Origin of the sequence: Bacillus sp. FJAT-47783 (assembly GCF_022808615.1) — a bacterium.
Classification (GTDB): Bacteria; Bacillota; Bacilli; order Bacillales; family Aeribacillaceae; genus Bacillus_BZ.
Map to the genome: position 1 here is coordinate 197455 of NZ_JAKZKS010000001.1, position 14453 is coordinate 211907.

Annotated in this window: 16 protein-coding genes; 4 read left to right on the top strand and 12 right to left on the bottom strand. The window is 37.3% G+C overall.

Annotated elements, in window-relative coordinates:
• Positions 1–34: 34 nt before the first annotated feature.
• From MLD65_RS00960 to MLD65_RS00975, 4 genes are all read right to left on the bottom strand, one after another.
• Positions 35–910, bottom strand: coding sequence for a 2-dehydropantoate 2-reductase (locus MLD65_RS00960; protein WP_243289978.1), 876 nt, complete (start codon positions 908–910; stop codon positions 35–37).
• 248 nt (positions 911–1158) lie between these two features.
• On the bottom strand, positions 1159–2700 hold the full coding sequence (locus MLD65_RS00965) for an acyl-CoA carboxylase subunit beta (RefSeq protein ID WP_243289979.1): 1542 nt from the start codon (positions 2698–2700) through the stop codon (positions 1159–1161).
• A 14-nt stretch (positions 2701–2714) separates the two neighbouring features.
• Positions 2715–2930 carry an acetyl-CoA carboxylase biotin carboxyl carrier protein subunit gene (locus MLD65_RS00970; RefSeq protein ID WP_243289980.1) on the bottom strand — a complete coding sequence of 72 codons (216 nt, stop codon included), beginning with the start codon at positions 2928–2930 and terminating at the stop codon, positions 2715–2717.
• Positions 2931–2959: 29 nt separating this feature from the next.
• Positions 2960–4303 (bottom strand): acetyl-CoA carboxylase biotin carboxylase subunit, encoded by a 1344-nt coding sequence (locus MLD65_RS00975; RefSeq protein ID WP_243289981.1) that lies wholly within the window; start codon positions 4301–4303, stop codon positions 2960–2962.
• 254 nt (positions 4304–4557) lie between these two features.
• Here MLD65_RS00975 and MLD65_RS00980 point away from each other — a divergent pair, with 254 nt between their 5' ends.
• A complete protein-coding gene (locus tag MLD65_RS00980) occupies positions 4558–5028 on the top strand; it encodes an N-acetyltransferase (protein ID WP_243289982.1) in 471 nt (156 codons plus the stop codon).
• 165 nt (positions 5029–5193) lie between these two features.
• On the opposite strand, the gene MLD65_RS00985 is transcribed toward MLD65_RS00980, so the two are convergent.
• The 4 genes from MLD65_RS00985 to MLD65_RS01000 form a co-directional block, all read right to left on the bottom strand.
• Positions 5194–5781: an RsfA family transcriptional regulator gene (locus MLD65_RS00985; protein ID WP_243289983.1), complete on the bottom strand. Its 588-nt coding sequence runs from the start codon at positions 5779–5781 to the stop codon at positions 5194–5196.
• A gap of 110 nt (positions 5782–5891) precedes the next feature.
• A complete protein-coding gene (locus tag MLD65_RS00990) occupies positions 5892–6653 on the bottom strand; it encodes an enoyl-CoA hydratase/isomerase family protein (RefSeq protein ID WP_243289984.1) in 762 nt (253 codons plus the stop codon).
• Between the two features lie 129 nt (positions 6654–6782).
• Positions 6783–6956, bottom strand: a complete 174-nt coding sequence (gene rpmF / locus MLD65_RS00995) for a 50S ribosomal protein L32 (protein WP_097159476.1) — start codon at positions 6954–6956, stop codon at positions 6783–6785.
• Between the two features lie 30 nt (positions 6957–6986).
• Positions 6987–7496 (bottom strand): YceD family protein, encoded by a 510-nt coding sequence (locus MLD65_RS01000; RefSeq protein ID WP_243289985.1) that lies wholly within the window; start codon positions 7494–7496, stop codon positions 6987–6989.
• Positions 7497–7644: 148 nt separating this feature from the next.
• Here MLD65_RS01000 and MLD65_RS01005 point away from each other — a divergent pair, with 148 nt between their 5' ends.
• Positions 7645–8889 (top strand): nucleotidyltransferase, encoded by a 1245-nt coding sequence (locus MLD65_RS01005; protein ID WP_243289986.1) that lies wholly within the window; start codon positions 7645–7647, stop codon positions 8887–8889.
• Positions 8890–8941: 52 nt separating this feature from the next.
• On the opposite strand, the gene MLD65_RS01010 is transcribed toward MLD65_RS01005, so the two are convergent.
• Together MLD65_RS01010 and MLD65_RS01015 are read right to left on the bottom strand one after the other, a co-directional pair.
• Positions 8942–9952, bottom strand: coding sequence for a SepM family pheromone-processing serine protease (locus MLD65_RS01010; protein WP_279325919.1), 1011 nt, complete (start codon positions 9950–9952; stop codon positions 8942–8944).
• Positions 9939–10739 carry a patatin-like phospholipase family protein gene (locus MLD65_RS01015; protein WP_243289987.1) on the bottom strand — a complete coding sequence of 267 codons (801 nt, stop codon included), beginning with the start codon at positions 10737–10739 and terminating at the stop codon, positions 9939–9941. Before MLD65_RS01015 ends, MLD65_RS01010 begins: the two co-directional genes overlap by 14 nt.
• 238 nt (positions 10740–10977) lie before the next feature.
• Here MLD65_RS01015 and ylbJ point away from each other — a divergent pair, with 238 nt between their 5' ends.
• Entirely contained in the window at positions 10978–12198 is a 1221-nt protein-coding gene (gene ylbJ, locus MLD65_RS01020; RefSeq protein ID WP_243289988.1) for a sporulation integral membrane protein YlbJ, read from the top strand.
• 152 nt (positions 12199–12350) lie between these two features.
• Here ylbJ and coaD read toward each other — a convergent pair whose 3' ends face one another.
• Positions 12351–12833 (bottom strand): pantetheine-phosphate adenylyltransferase, encoded by a 483-nt coding sequence (gene coaD, locus MLD65_RS01025; RefSeq protein WP_243289989.1) that lies wholly within the window; start codon positions 12831–12833, stop codon positions 12351–12353.
• Positions 12826–13404 (bottom strand): 16S rRNA (guanine(966)-N(2))-methyltransferase RsmD, encoded by a 579-nt coding sequence (rsmD, locus tag MLD65_RS01030; RefSeq protein WP_243290249.1) that lies wholly within the window; start codon positions 13402–13404, stop codon positions 12826–12828. Before rsmD ends, coaD begins: the two co-directional genes overlap by 8 nt.
• A gap of 528 nt (positions 13405–13932) precedes the next feature.
• Here rsmD and MLD65_RS01035 point away from each other — a divergent pair.
• Positions 13933–14322, top strand: coding sequence for a DUF7147 family protein (locus MLD65_RS01035; RefSeq protein ID WP_243289990.1), 390 nt, complete (start codon positions 13933–13935; stop codon positions 14320–14322).
• Positions 14323–14453: the final 131 nt, after the last annotated feature.

Below are 14453 nucleotides of genomic sequence, written 5' to 3' on the forward strand. Positions count from 1 at the left end.
GATGTATGCTTGAAATAAAAGAGACGCTGTCACACTATTTTGTTTCCAATCCTTTGATCGTTTCGTATAAAAAGGACAAAAGCGGTAGTGATAAGTATTTTTTATTTGCTTCTTGCAATAAATACCCTAAAATTGCCTCTATTTCTGTCTCTCGGTTTTCATCAAGGTCTTTTAACATCGATGAACGATTATTTGCTGTCTTTTGGCAAATTGTTTTAATGTACTCGAAATGTTCTTCTTTTCCGGATAAGTGTAGAACCTCCCAAACCTCATTGAATAATTGTTCCATTGCTCGCCTAAAATAACCATTTTCAATTAATTCGCCGTTTTGGACATTCCAAATTGCCGTTAATGGGTTAATAACGGCATTAGCAAGCAATTTTTTCGCTAATAGCGTATACCAGTGATTTGTTGTTTCAATCGGAAACCTTTCAATCTCTTCTTGAAGCTGTTCTAAAATCGTCATGCTTTTCAGATGGTACGGAGCAAGAACAATTCGCCCCATTCCAGTATGTTTGATTGTATGCTCGCTCTGTTTTAAGACTCCGTGCTCGACAACGCCTAAAATTAAATCGTGATGTTTTAAATGCTCTAAATAGTCAATATGCGCCATACCGTTTTGCAAAAAAATAACAGTTCGACTCGGTAATGTCTTTAAATTTTCAACAACTGTACGTAATTGATATTGTTTCACGGTTACGAATAACACGTCTTCCTCATAGTTTGCGCTATTTGTCGCCCGAGAAACTTTTGTGTTAAAAGGGTATTCACCTACAATTTCAATCCCCTTTTCCGACAGCACACAAGCTTGTTCTTTTGTTCTTGTATAAACTGTCACTTCATGCTTTGCACTTAAATTTCCGGCTAACAAGAGTCCGACGGCCCCTCCGCCAATAACGCCAACTTTCATGATATCACCCGCTTTTTCCAGCAATTATTTATAGCTCTTTTTTCCGACTTTATCGTACATGAAAAAAGGCGACCCACGCAATCGGTCACCTTTTTTAAAATATCTGAAAATACATCCATCCCTTTTTCATTATTGGAACAGACGGTTCTCATACCTTTGAATGATTGAAATCGGCTATTTCGCCGATTTCGACGATTCTGATCTCTAACCTCTGACTTCTGAACAAATTCGCGTTTGCGACTTTGTTCTTACACAGGATATACTGGATGTTTTCTTTCACTGAAGTTTAATTGTTTCGTTGAATAATAATGAAATCTGCTAATTAATTCTTCTCGAAGTTCATTCGCACCGACAATGCCGTCTACGATTAGCTCAGAAGCTAATTTATAGATGTCAATATGCTCTTTGTACTCTTTCTGCTTCTCTTGAACAAATGCCATTTTCTCTTTCGGATCTTCGATTTCGTTAATTTTATTTGAGTAAACGGCATTTACAGCTGCTTCTGGACCCATGACAGCAATTTGCGCTGTAGGAAGAGCGAGGCATACATCCGGTTCAAAGGCTGGACCTGCCATCGCATAGAGGCCTGCACCATACGCTTTTCGAACGATGACAGAAATTTTCGGAACCGTTGCTGAACTCATAGCGGCAATCATTTTTGCCCCATGTCGAATAATTCCTGCTCGTTCCACTTTCGTCCCGATCATAAAGCCAGGTACATCCGCTAAGAAAAGAAGAGGAATATGATAAGCATCACAAAGCTGAATAAATTTTGCCGCTTTGTCAGCGGAATCAACAAATAGAACGCCACCTTTTACTCGCGGTTGGTTAGCAACAATTCCAATCGCTTCTCCGTTTAATCGAGCGAATCCAGTAATGATTTCCGGTGCAAACAGTTTTTTAATTTCAAAGAAGGAGCCTTCATCAATTAACCCATCAATAAACTCATACATATCAAACGGAACATTTTGGTTTTCCGGCACGATATCGGCTAATTTTTTCCCGTCTTTCGGAAGCTCTGGAGTAGCAGGCTTCGTTTTTTCCTTAAAGCTATTAGGGAAGTACGTTAAATAGCTTTTAGCAAAGGCAATGGCCTCCTCTTCAGTTTGCGCTAATACATCGCCACACCCGCTCACCTGACAGTGCATACGAGCGCCGCCCATTTCTTCTAACGTAACTTTTTCGCCAATCACTTTTTCAGCCATTCGAGGTGAACCTAAGTACATCGAAGCATTCCCATCTACCATGATGACGATATCACAAAATGCCGGAATGTAAGCTCCACCTGCAGCTGAAGGGCCAAACAATATACAAACTTGTGGAATTTTCCCTGATAGTTTTACTTGATTATAAAAGATTTTCCCTGCACCACGTCGATTCGGGAACATATCAATTTGATCCGTTATACGCGCCCCAGCAGAATCTACTAAGTAAAGCAACGGAACATGAAGCTTTTCCGCTGTTTCTTGTATCCGGATAATTTTCTCAACCGTTCTTGCCCCCCAAGAACCTGCTTTTACTGTCGAATCATTTGCCATGACACAGACGGTTCGACCATGTATTTTTCCAGTCGCAGTTACAACCCCATCTGCTGGTAAATCACTTGCTTCAAAATTAGCAAACAATCCATCTTCTGTATATTCACCTTGATCAAATAATAGCTTCAATCGATCGCGAACGAACAGTTTTTCCTGCTGGTTTAATTTTTCATGGTATTTCGGGTGCCCGCCTTTTTTTACTTGATCTATTCTTTCTTGTAACACTTTTTCAAACTGCTCTGTTTTCATCATCCTATATTCCCCCATCAGCTAGAGATAATGGCTAAAACGTCACCTTCATTCACAAAGTCACCAATTTGAACTTTCATTTCTTCTACAGTTCCAGATACTTCACTTTGAATTGGAATCTCCATTTTCATTGATTCCAACATTAAGACGTCTTGACCGGTTGAAACGACATCTCCTTTTGAAACCATTACATTTAATACAGTACCTGCCATTGTCGCTTTAATTTCACGCATGATGATTCCTCCATTTGTTCTATTATCATTTATGATTGAGCGATCGATCGATTTTCAAGGTAGTTTGTCGTATAATCGCCTTTTAAAAATGAATCGTCTTCAAGTAATTCGATAAATAGCGGTAAATTTGTTTTAATTCCTTCTATATTTATCTTTGTTAAATACGCTTTTGCTTTTTGAACTGTATTTGAACGATCATGTCCTTTTACAACAATCTTTGCAACGAGCGGATCGTAATAAGGTGTAACTTTATCCCCTTGTTTATAGGCTTTATCAACGATTACATCTTCCTGATCCGGATATTGTAAAACGCGAATATCTCCTGGAGACGGTAAAAAACGAATTGGATCTTCTGCATATAAACGAAACTCCATCGCATGTCCAGCGGATAAAATTTCATCTTGCGTTTGTGGAAGCTTTTCACCACGAGCAATTCGAATTTGCCATTCAACTAAGTCAATGTTCGTTACCATTTCCGTGACACGATGCTCAACTTGTAATCTCGTATTCATTTCGAGGAAATAAAATTGTTCATGTTCATCGACAATAAATTCTATCGTCCCTGCATTGACATATCCAACATGTTTAGCCGCTTTTACAGCCGCTTCACACATCATTTCTCGTGTTTCGTTCGAAATAAATGGTGATGGAGACTCTTCTATAACTTTTTGGTTCCGTCTTTGAATGGAACAATCACGTTCAAATAAATGAACAACGTTCCCAAACTGATCTCCAAAAAGTTGAATTTCCACATGTCTTGCGTTTGAAATCCATTTTTCTATAAATACCTTATCGGAACCAAAATACGCTTTCGCTCGGTTTTTCGTTGTTACAAAAGCTTTTTCAAGTTCGGTACTGTCTTGGCACTTTTGCATCCCAATACCACCACCACCACCGCTTGCCTTTAGCATTACTGGATAACCAATCTCCTCGGCAAGTGCTTTTGCTTCTTCTATCGTTTCCAATCCTTCTACACTTCCCGGAATAACCGGTACCCCTGCTTCTTCCATTTTCTTTCTCGCTTCTACTTTATCTCCCATTAGTCGAATCACATCCGCACTCGGCCCGATAAAGCGAATCCCCATTTTCTCTACTTCTTTTGCAAACTGATCATTTTCTGATAAAAAACCATACCCAGGGTGGATTGCATCAACTTGTTCCTTTTTTGCAATATTTAAAATAGTTTCTGACTGCAAATAAGATTTAGAAACAGGACTTTCACCGATTCGGTATGCATAAGTAGCCTCGTCCACAAATGTGAGACTAGCATCTGCATCAGAATAGACTGCAACCGTTTCAATCCCTATTTTTTTACACGTTTCAATAATTCGTGATGCAATTTCACCTCGATTTGCAATTAAAACTTTTTTCAATGTCTTTCCCCCTTTGCATATGTATTTCATCCCCTAACAATATGTTTACATTCGACATTGAGAAAAAATATCCTTCTTTAATTTCAGAAAACGCTTTCTTAATTTTGAAATTTTCTTATATTCTAAAATAAAATTGTCAATATAAAAAAAATTTTTGTATAATGAAATTATCCAAATATTCAATTCGAATAACAAATAGATTAGAAAAACAAACATTATGTTAACTGCTCAGGCTAAAGAAGGGGGATTTCATCATGATGAAAGTAGAACGTTTACTCGTTAACTATAAAACGTTGGAAGAATTTAAAAAATTTAAAGAGTATGGCTTACAAGAATTATCTATGTTTGAAGATCTGCAAGCCAATATAATCGAAAATGATAGCGACTCACCTTTTTATGGTATTTATTACGGGGATAAGCTTGTTGCGAGAATGAGCTTGTATCGTGTTGACAAAAGGTTCGATCATTATTTTGAACCTCCCCAAGACTTTTTGGAGCTTTGGAAGCTTGAAGTTTTACCAGAATATCAAAAGAAAGGGTATGGACGTGCTCTCGTACAGTTTGCTAAATCATTCGGGCTTCCTATTAAAACCAATCCACGCGTTAAATCGGCTCCATTCTGGGAAAAGATGGGGTTTGTTTCAGTAACGTATGATATGAAACGTGACCGTGGTGAAAATCCTCTCGTATGGTACCCAGAAGGTGTAGTTGAACAAAACCGCTGACGCGACTTTGTTCAGAGGTCAGAATAGTCGAAATCGGCGAAATGACCGATTTCAATCACCTACATGTACGAAATATTCGTATCCTAATCACTAAAATGGGTACAAGATATAAATACTAATAGCAGATTAAAAATAAAGACCATGACTAAAAATTAGTCTTGGTCTTTATTTTTCCACTCTTTCTAAATTTCCGTTTCGATCCATTTGAAACTTGACCTTATTTTCTTCGTCTTGTAACACGACCATTTTTCTAGCTTTTTCCATTATTTCTATTAATGCTCTGTAATCCTCTTCCACTTCCTTCATATGATGTTCTAATGCTGTTTTTTCTTTTTCTACTTTTGTAAGCTTCTCTTCTAAGCTTGTAACCTTCCTTTTTAACTCGCTATTTTCCGCTCTTAAACGCTCTATCTTACCGTCATCGCCAAGCTTTTGCAAGTAGGCTATTACTTGATTAAGTGATAGATCGTGAATATGTTTTTCTTCTTGATGGGCTTCTTGGCTATCGATTTCTTTCTTTTTCTTGCGTAGCTCTTTTCGTTGTTTTTTTGCTATTTCAATGCCTGTTGTATATTGCTTTCGCACATAGGAATTCCAACGGAAGCCGCAAGCAGCTGCCGTACGTGATAGTTTTTTTCCTACTTCTTCAAAAGCAGAGAGTTGAGTCCCTCCCTCGCGGATATGCCGTAACACTATTTCCGCTAACAATAAGTCTTCATCTTGTGTCCAAGCATCTTGTCTCGCTGCAGTCAATGTTCACCCCTCCTATTAGGCTTTAGGAGTTACGTTTTTTCTCCGTAATCCCCTATTCCTTATTTTATGCACCTAATAGAGTAGATAGACTATATGATGTTTGTCTATCTTTACCGATTTAAAAATTGGTCAACGGCTTGAAGGTGCTCCTCCTTTTCCCATAATATAGAGCATTGCAATATTTCTTCTTCCATTCTTTTCTTTAACCCTTTCTCCCATTCAGCAATTTTAAGGGATTTATAAGCTTTTAATACGTCTTTACTACATGTCGTTTTCTCTTCTATGTAGTGATAGGCTTCCGTCTTAAAATCTTGTTGTTCATGAATCAACTTTGTGACAAACCCTAATTGATATGCCTCTTCAGAAGTATAAACTTTTGCCGACATTAGCATCGATAACGCCTTGTCGTACGGAAGTTTTTCAAATAGCATCGATGCACCACCCCAGCCGGTCGTAATAGCTAACTTTCCTTGAATAAAACCAATTTTAATATTCTCTCGAGCAATTCTAAAATCACAAGCTGTCGCTAGTTCACACCCTCCACCAACTGCACTTCCATTTAAGAGAGCAAAAGTGGGGATCGGTAACATCATCCATTCATATAAAATATCTCTCATTTTGGATAGCATTTGATACGCATCTTGTTGGCTTTTCAATTCATGAAAAACTGATAAATCTCCACCAGAGCAAAATGCTCGATCACCAGCACCCGTTATGACAAGTGCTTTTGTTTCATTAGTTGCTTTTACTTGATGCAATACATATTTCAGCTTGTCCATCACTTCTTCGTCAATCGCATTTCGGATTTCAGGTCGGTTAATTTGTATTTCTAAAATTCCGTTATCTTTTTGAATTAATTTCACTTTTTCCATTCATCCATCCCCCTTTTCTTTTTTTAGTATACCAATGATTTCTTACTGTTGAGAAGGTAGCTTTCACTTCATTATGTAAGTTTTTTATGCAAAAATAAAACGCAAAGCATTTCGCTTTGCGTTTTATTTTTATTTATTTACAACTTCTTTTCCTTTGTAAGTACCGCAAGCTTTACATACGCGGTGTGCTAATTTCATTTCTCCGCAGTTCGGGCATTCAACCATGCCAGGAACTTGTAGCTTGAAATGTGTACGACGTAATCTTTTCTTCGTTTTAGAAGTTCTTCTAAAAGGTACAGCCATCTTTCCCACCTCCTTACAGAGATTAAAATGTTATGAACGATTGTCATCTTGTTCAAAAAATTTCGCCAGACCTGCTAATCTAGGGTCAATTTTATTTTTTTGTTCTTCTTCTGAAACAATCTTCCAGTCATTTCCCTCTTGAGGTGCAGCATGTTCGCTAAACACTTGCAAAGGCACTTCAAGGAGTACAAGCTCTCGAATAACAGGACTTAAGTCTACAACATCCCCTTGAATCGAATGTGTGTTTTCATCCTCTATCTCATAATCAGACGGCTTTAACAAAAACGTTTCCACCGTTTGAATAGTAAACGGATATTCCACATCGACGAGTGTTCGAGCACACGGAAGCGTCATAACACCAGTTAACGTTAAATGAAATGTAACCTTTAACGAGCTAATATCTGCCTTTCCTTTTACATGGATTGGCGATATTTTCCGCAAGTCTGGATGAGAACTAACTAATTCGTTCAATTCATAGCTTTCATCAATAACTAAACCTTTTTCTTGTAACTTAAATAGTTCATTCACTGACCATTTCAAATGGTATCACCTCAAGACAACAAAGGTAATTATAGCTTTCAAAAGAATATTTGTCAATATTTTTTCTTGACGCTATAATATAGGAAACTTATATACAATGTATCATGAAATATAAAAAAATCAAAATGGTTAAAGGAGGTATGAACATTTGAATGCCTTAGGCCTTGTCGTTGAATATAACCCGTTTCACAACGGGCATTTGTATCATTTAACTGAGTCCAAGAAAGAAACGAAGGCGGATGTTGTCATTGCCGTCATGAGCGGTTATTTTTTACAACGCGGGGAACCGGCTCTTATTTCAAAGTGGACTCGGGCGAAAATGGCTCTCCGAAACGGAGTTGATATCGTTGTGGAACTCCCGTATGCTTATTCGACGCAATCAGCTGAATTATTTGCAAAAGGTGCCGTTTCCATTTTAGATTCCCTTTATTGTCAGTCGCTATGCTTTGGGAGTGAACTCGGTAAAATAGAACCATTTTTAAAAACTCGATCGTTGTTAAAGGAAAAACAGCCGCAATACGAAACCATATTAAAAAAAGTTCTCCAACAAGGGTACAGCTATCCAAAAGCGAAGTCCATCGCTTTTGCTCAAGTGATGGACGGTGAAAAAGAGCTCGTTGATTTAAGTCAACCGAATAATATTTTAGGTTATCAATATATTAACGCGATCGAAACACTTCAAAGTGAAATCGAGCCTAGGACGATAAAGCGAATAGGTGGAGGCTACAATGACGAAGCTCTTCATGAAACAACCATTTCGAGTGCAACAAGTATTCGCAAAGCACTGTTTGAGACAAAAGACCTTTCTTCATTAAGAGCATACGTTCCATCTCCTACTTATGAACATCTATATGAATATGAACAATCGTATCATCTCTTTCATCGTTGGGAAAATTATTTTCCATACTTAAAGTATGCGATTCTAACGAAATCCACTGATGAACTTGCAAACATTTATGAAATGGAAGAAGGTCTCGAATATCGCATGAAAGCAAAAATCAAAGAAGCTGACTCCTTCTATCCATTCATTGAAGCTGTCAAAACAAAACGATATACTTGGACACGACTTCAACGAGTTTGTGTACATATTTTAACGAATACGAAAAAAGACTGGATGAAAGAAGCTGGCTTGCTTTTGAGGGCTCCTTACATTCGTTTGCTAGGCATGAATAAAAAAGGGCAGAAATATTTAAAACATATGAAGAAAAAAATAGAAGTACCTGTTATAGCAAAATTATCAGCATACGATTTACCGCTTTTGCATTTAGACATTAAAGCTGCCAACGTATACGCTTTAGCCATTCATAAACATAATCAAACGGATTTTTTAAATAAAGAGTATTCCACTCCACCATTGCGATATGATGAAGAACAAAACGTATTTTTAACGTAAATGACTCAACAGGACGAATGAAAAGTTCGTCTTGTTGAGTCTACAATTTCCATTATTGTGTTTTTAAATATTGAATAGCATCCTCAAACGAATCTACTGGAACAATCTTCATGTTCGTATCAATATCCTTAGCCGTTTGTACGGCTTCTTCATAGTTCGAGTTTTTGGCACCATTTTCATTTGGAGCAAAGAAAATGTCCACTCCTGCTTTATCTGCAGCAACGATTTTTTGAGCAATCCCACCAATAGGTCCAACTTTTCCTTCTTCGTTAATTGTACCTGTTCCAGCAATTTTATATCCTTTCGTTATATCTTCTTCGGTTAATTGATTATAGATTTCAAGAGTCATCATTAACCCTGCAGAAGGACCGCCAATATCTTTTGTATTTAATATAATATTTGGAGATGTTTCAAGCTCTCGATCCGTGATTAAGCTTACTCCGATCCCGACTTGATCTCGTTGATCCGGAAAAGGAACGACTTCAATTGTTTTTGTCAGTTCATGACCGTCTCGTTCAATGGAAAGTGTTAACATTTCTCCTGCCTTTTTCTGTTTTACGATTTCTATAAATTCATCTGCTGTATGTATTTCTTGTCCATCTACTTCGTATATACGATCACCCATTTTTAATATGTTAAATGCGGGCATATTTTCAAGTACTTGCATGACAACGATCCCTTTATACTTTAAACGAATCGGTTTATTCGCTTTTTCATAAGCAACTTTAATTGCCGACTGTTGAGAAGCTTCCATCATATGTATTTGCCGTTTTATATATTGTTCGTCCGTCTCCCCTTCATATTTTACGTCTTCTATTGGGAATACTTCATAATATTTTTGTGTTTGCGCCCATAAGTAAGTATATAGATTGGCTCTTCCAATCCTGACTGTCGTTAAACGAAACGTTCCTTGCTCGTGAAAGCCATTCTCCACTTCTACCATCGGCTTTAATTCTGTTGCCATACCTGGTTGAGTGACATAGAAGGGTAACTTCAAAAATGTTAGGACAATTGCTAACATCATGCCAATTGTAATTGTTCGAATCCATTTATTTTTTCTCAAGCTGTTCTTCCTCCCAATTCGATATCCGCTCTTTAATTGCTTCTATATACTTTTCCGCTTCCTCCTCCCCTTTTTTCAAAATTTCTTCAATATTCGTGAATGCTTTTGAGCTATATTGTCCGACACTTGGACGAATCATAATATCCGATGCAATTTTGCGATGGTGTACAAGCTCATCTTGCATAATATCTAAGCTTTGCATGATGACATCAAAGATTGATGTTATTTGTTCATGTTTCTTTACATGGGATACATCCACGGCAATGACGATATCTGCTCCCATTTGTTTTACAACCGATACCGGAACTCGATCAGCGACACCACCATCTACTAAAAGCATGTCATCGATTTGTACAGGTACGAAAATACCCGGAATCGCAATGCTCGCACGAACAGCATCAGCAACCGGCCCTTTTCGAAAAACGACCTTTTTCCCTTCATATAAATCTGTGGCAACGACAGCTAATGGAATGGACAAATCTTCAATATTTTTATTTTTCGTAAATGCTTTTATTAACTCTTTTACCCGATTTCCTGTAATAAACCCCATTTTAGGCACGGTAAAATCTAAATAGTATTTTCTTTTAAACGCTTTTGCTAATTTATACATTTGATCAATTGTAAGATCCGCTGCAAAAAAAGATCCTATTAACGCTCCCATACTACTTCCTGCGATAAAATCAATCGGTATTCCATGTTCTTTTAATACTTTAATAATGCCAAGGTGTGCAAATCCCCGAGCTCCTCCTGAACCTAATGCTAAACCGACATGAGGTCTCTTAGACATCTAGTGCCTCCTAATTGTATGAATTTGTTATCTATCTTATGGTCTAAATATACCACCTATACACGTATATTTGGATATAAAGGGTGGACGAACTTTCCTTCGATTTTAACGGGAGTTTATGCTTCTATTTCAAGTACACAAATAATCGTTTTACTTTATTTTATCATGTTCATCGTGTTCATGCAGTTACGAGAAGCTTACGATGATCATATTGATTTTTTCAATGGGGGTCATTTTCTTGAAGCGAAGTTTATGGAATACCATATTTTTGGCACTGTTTTTTTCTATATTTGCATTATTAATCGTTTTATTTCCGAAAGAGGCATTAGAAGCTTCCAAAAATGGATTGCATATGTGGTGGCATGTCGTATTTCCATCGTTGCTACCGTTTTTCATTGTATCAGAATTATTAATTGGATACGGGGTAGTACGTTTTATCGGCGTATTATTGGAGCCATTAATGCGGCCATTATTTCGAGTACCTGGTGTGGGGGGGTTCGTATGGGCTATGGGCATGGCTTCAGGGTTTCCGGCAGGAGCAAAGTTTACTGCAAGGTTAAGACAAGAAAAGCAAATTACAGCCATTGAAGCAGAACGGTTAGTCTCCTTTACAAATTGCTCAAATCCACTATTTATATTTGCTGCTGTTTCCGTTGGTTTTTTTAAAAATGAACAGCTCGGACTTCTTTTAATTACCTCTCATTATTTAAGCAATTTTTTCGTCGGAATTATGATGAGGTTTTACGGAAGAAAACAAGAAAACATAAGAGAGAAGAAGACAATCACTTTTCCATCCATAACGAAAGCATTGAGAGCATTACATCATTTTCAACGAAATGAAGTAAAACCGTTAGGAAAGATGTTAGGAGATGCAGTAACCCATTCCATTCAAACGTTGCTCATGATAGGCGGTTTCATCATTCTTTTTTCTGTTTTGAACAAAATGCTATCGCTCATTCATGTGACACAATTTCTCGGTTCCATCGTTGCTTCATTCATCCTATTATTCGACTTTCCCACTACATTAGGTGTCCCTTTAATATCTGGATTGTTTGAAATTACGTTAGGGAGCAAATTAACGAGCGATACGGATGGGTCGATTTTGCAACAAGCAATGATTGTTAGCTTCATATTAGCGTTTAGCGGCTTTTCTGTTCAAGCTCAAGTTGCCAGCATATTGGCCGAAACGGACATCAAATTTTATCCCTTCTTTTTTGCAAGAATCGCACAAGGGGTTTTAGCTGCTATTTTAACGAATATTTTATTTCATCCACTTTATGTTGAATCAACTTTCACAGTTCAACACGTTATTCCTGTTTTACAAAGAGAAACATCGGTAAATTGGCTTATCTACATTTGGAATCAGGTCATTGAAATTGGTCCAGTATTAACCCTTCTCGCGATACTCCTTTACATTTATTTATTTTGGCATAAATACAAGACAAAGCCACACAATTAACCCCCTAACGATAGCGAAAAGACTGTCCGAAAAGTAGTATTTACGCCCGGAAATCTAAAAAAATAGACCGAAAGAGTGCTGATCTTACAGCATTCTTTCGGTCTTCATTTTGGAGTACTTTATCCTAATTTAGACTTTTTAGAAATCCCCGTTTACACTTGATATTTTTTTATCAGTGCTTGCTCGACCGATTTTGGCACAAGCTCAGAAATGTTACCGCCATACTTTGCTACTTCTTTCACAATGCTCGAACTTAAAAAAGAATATTGATTATTCGTCATCATAAAAAATGTTTCAATGTTCTCATCCAGAACTCGGTTCATAGACGTAATTTGCATTTCATATTCAAAGTCTGAAACAGCACGAAGACCTCGTAATATGGCATTTGCTTGTTTATTCCGTGCATAGTCCACAAGGAGACCTTGATGAGAATCAATGAATACATTCGGTATATTTGACGTTACTTCTCTTAAAAGCTCACATCGTTCCTCAACTGTAAAAAGCGGATTTTTTGATGCATTATTTAAAACACATACGTACACTTTGTCAAACACAGTTGCCCCCCGCTTAATAATGTCTAAATGCCCGAATGTAACTGGATCAAAGCTTCCTGGGCATACCGCAATACTAGCCAATTTCATTCCCCCATCCATCTTTCATCAATTTATAAATGGTAATCACTGTATGACCATATGTTTCCTTTTTTACGACTTCGCAAGAGCCGATTTCCTCTGGCAACTCGACATCGTCACTATGCTCACAAATAATGACTCCATGCTCATTTAATAGTTTGTTTTCATCAATAAACGTAATTAGTGATTCAAGCTTTTGTTTTTTATAAGGAGGATCGAGCATAATTAAGTCAAACGTTAAAGAACGTTTGACAAGAGCTTTTAACGCTCTCTCTGCCTCCGCCTTGAATACTTCTGCTCGGTCTTCTAATCGGCAACTTTTCAAATTCATATGTATCGTTTGAATAGCTTTACGATCACGATCGATAAAAACACATCGTTCCATCCCTCGCGAAAGCGCTTCGATTCCGATACCTCCGCTTCCTGCAAATAAATCGAGTGCCATCCCTCCTTCAAAATAAGGTCCTACCATATTAAAAACAGCTTCTTTCACTTTATCTGTCGTAGGTCTTGTATTCATTCCAGGAACTGCCTTTAATTGTTTCCCTTTACATGACCCGGATACAACTCTCATCATTTATTCACCACAACTTTACAAAAATCCTCTTTTTTTGCACTAACATCTTAACATAGCGGACATCAAGAGACAATATTCGCCTTTATCTTCATGAATTATCCGACTTCTAACGGGCAGAAAGACTTCATCTAAAACATTCAAAAAAAGATAGGGGGGGACAAAAAACGTTCTAGGTAGGTTTACTTTCTGAAAGAAAAAATAAAAATCACGTATAAGCTTTTTCGTATTGGCTCATAATGATTAATGACAACATCGATACGATGATGTTGTTGCCAACCGCGGAGAAGACTTACGTTTCCCCATAAGTTCTTCCTCCGGTTTCTCCTCTCCCTTTGCCTTCTTGTTTTGAAGCATTGCTTCAAGACATGGAAGGACCCTGCAGAAATGCAGGGTTTTTTTGTTAGAAGCCTTTAACTATAATTTGAAAAAAGCCTTTTTTCCTTAAAACAACGATTACGTTTTCTTTTCATTCTTGATCATTCATGATAATATGAATTGATGTTTTTCTGTAATGGAGGGATAAGCATGATTCAACGGTTTATTGAGCTAGGTGAAGGATATTCTGATTTGTATGAGTTAATCGAAATTGCAAAAGCAAATAAAAAACGGCTTTGTCATTTAATGGCGTTTCATTCAAAATTAAATGGGCAAGATGTCACATCACTTGTTGTCGTATTGAACCCGACGAATCCTGGGGATTTTCAGCCATTATACATATGCCGTGAAGGGATTCCTAATCCGCATGTAAAGGAGAATAAGCGATATCAATTATTTAAAGATACAGCTGAACAGCTCCAAAAAGAAGTGATTGAATTAACGGTAAAACCATCAACGATTTTTCCAGAAAAAGAATTATACTATCAGCATTTAATCGGTATTTTAAGAATGAATCGTTACATCGCACCTATGAAATAAGGAGCTGTCTAAAAAGTCCATATTAGAGTAAAATACCGCCAAATGAAGGCCGAAAGAATGCTGTAACATCAGCACTCTTTCGGTCTATTTTTTTAGATGTCGGGGCGTAAATAACACTTTTCGGACATCCC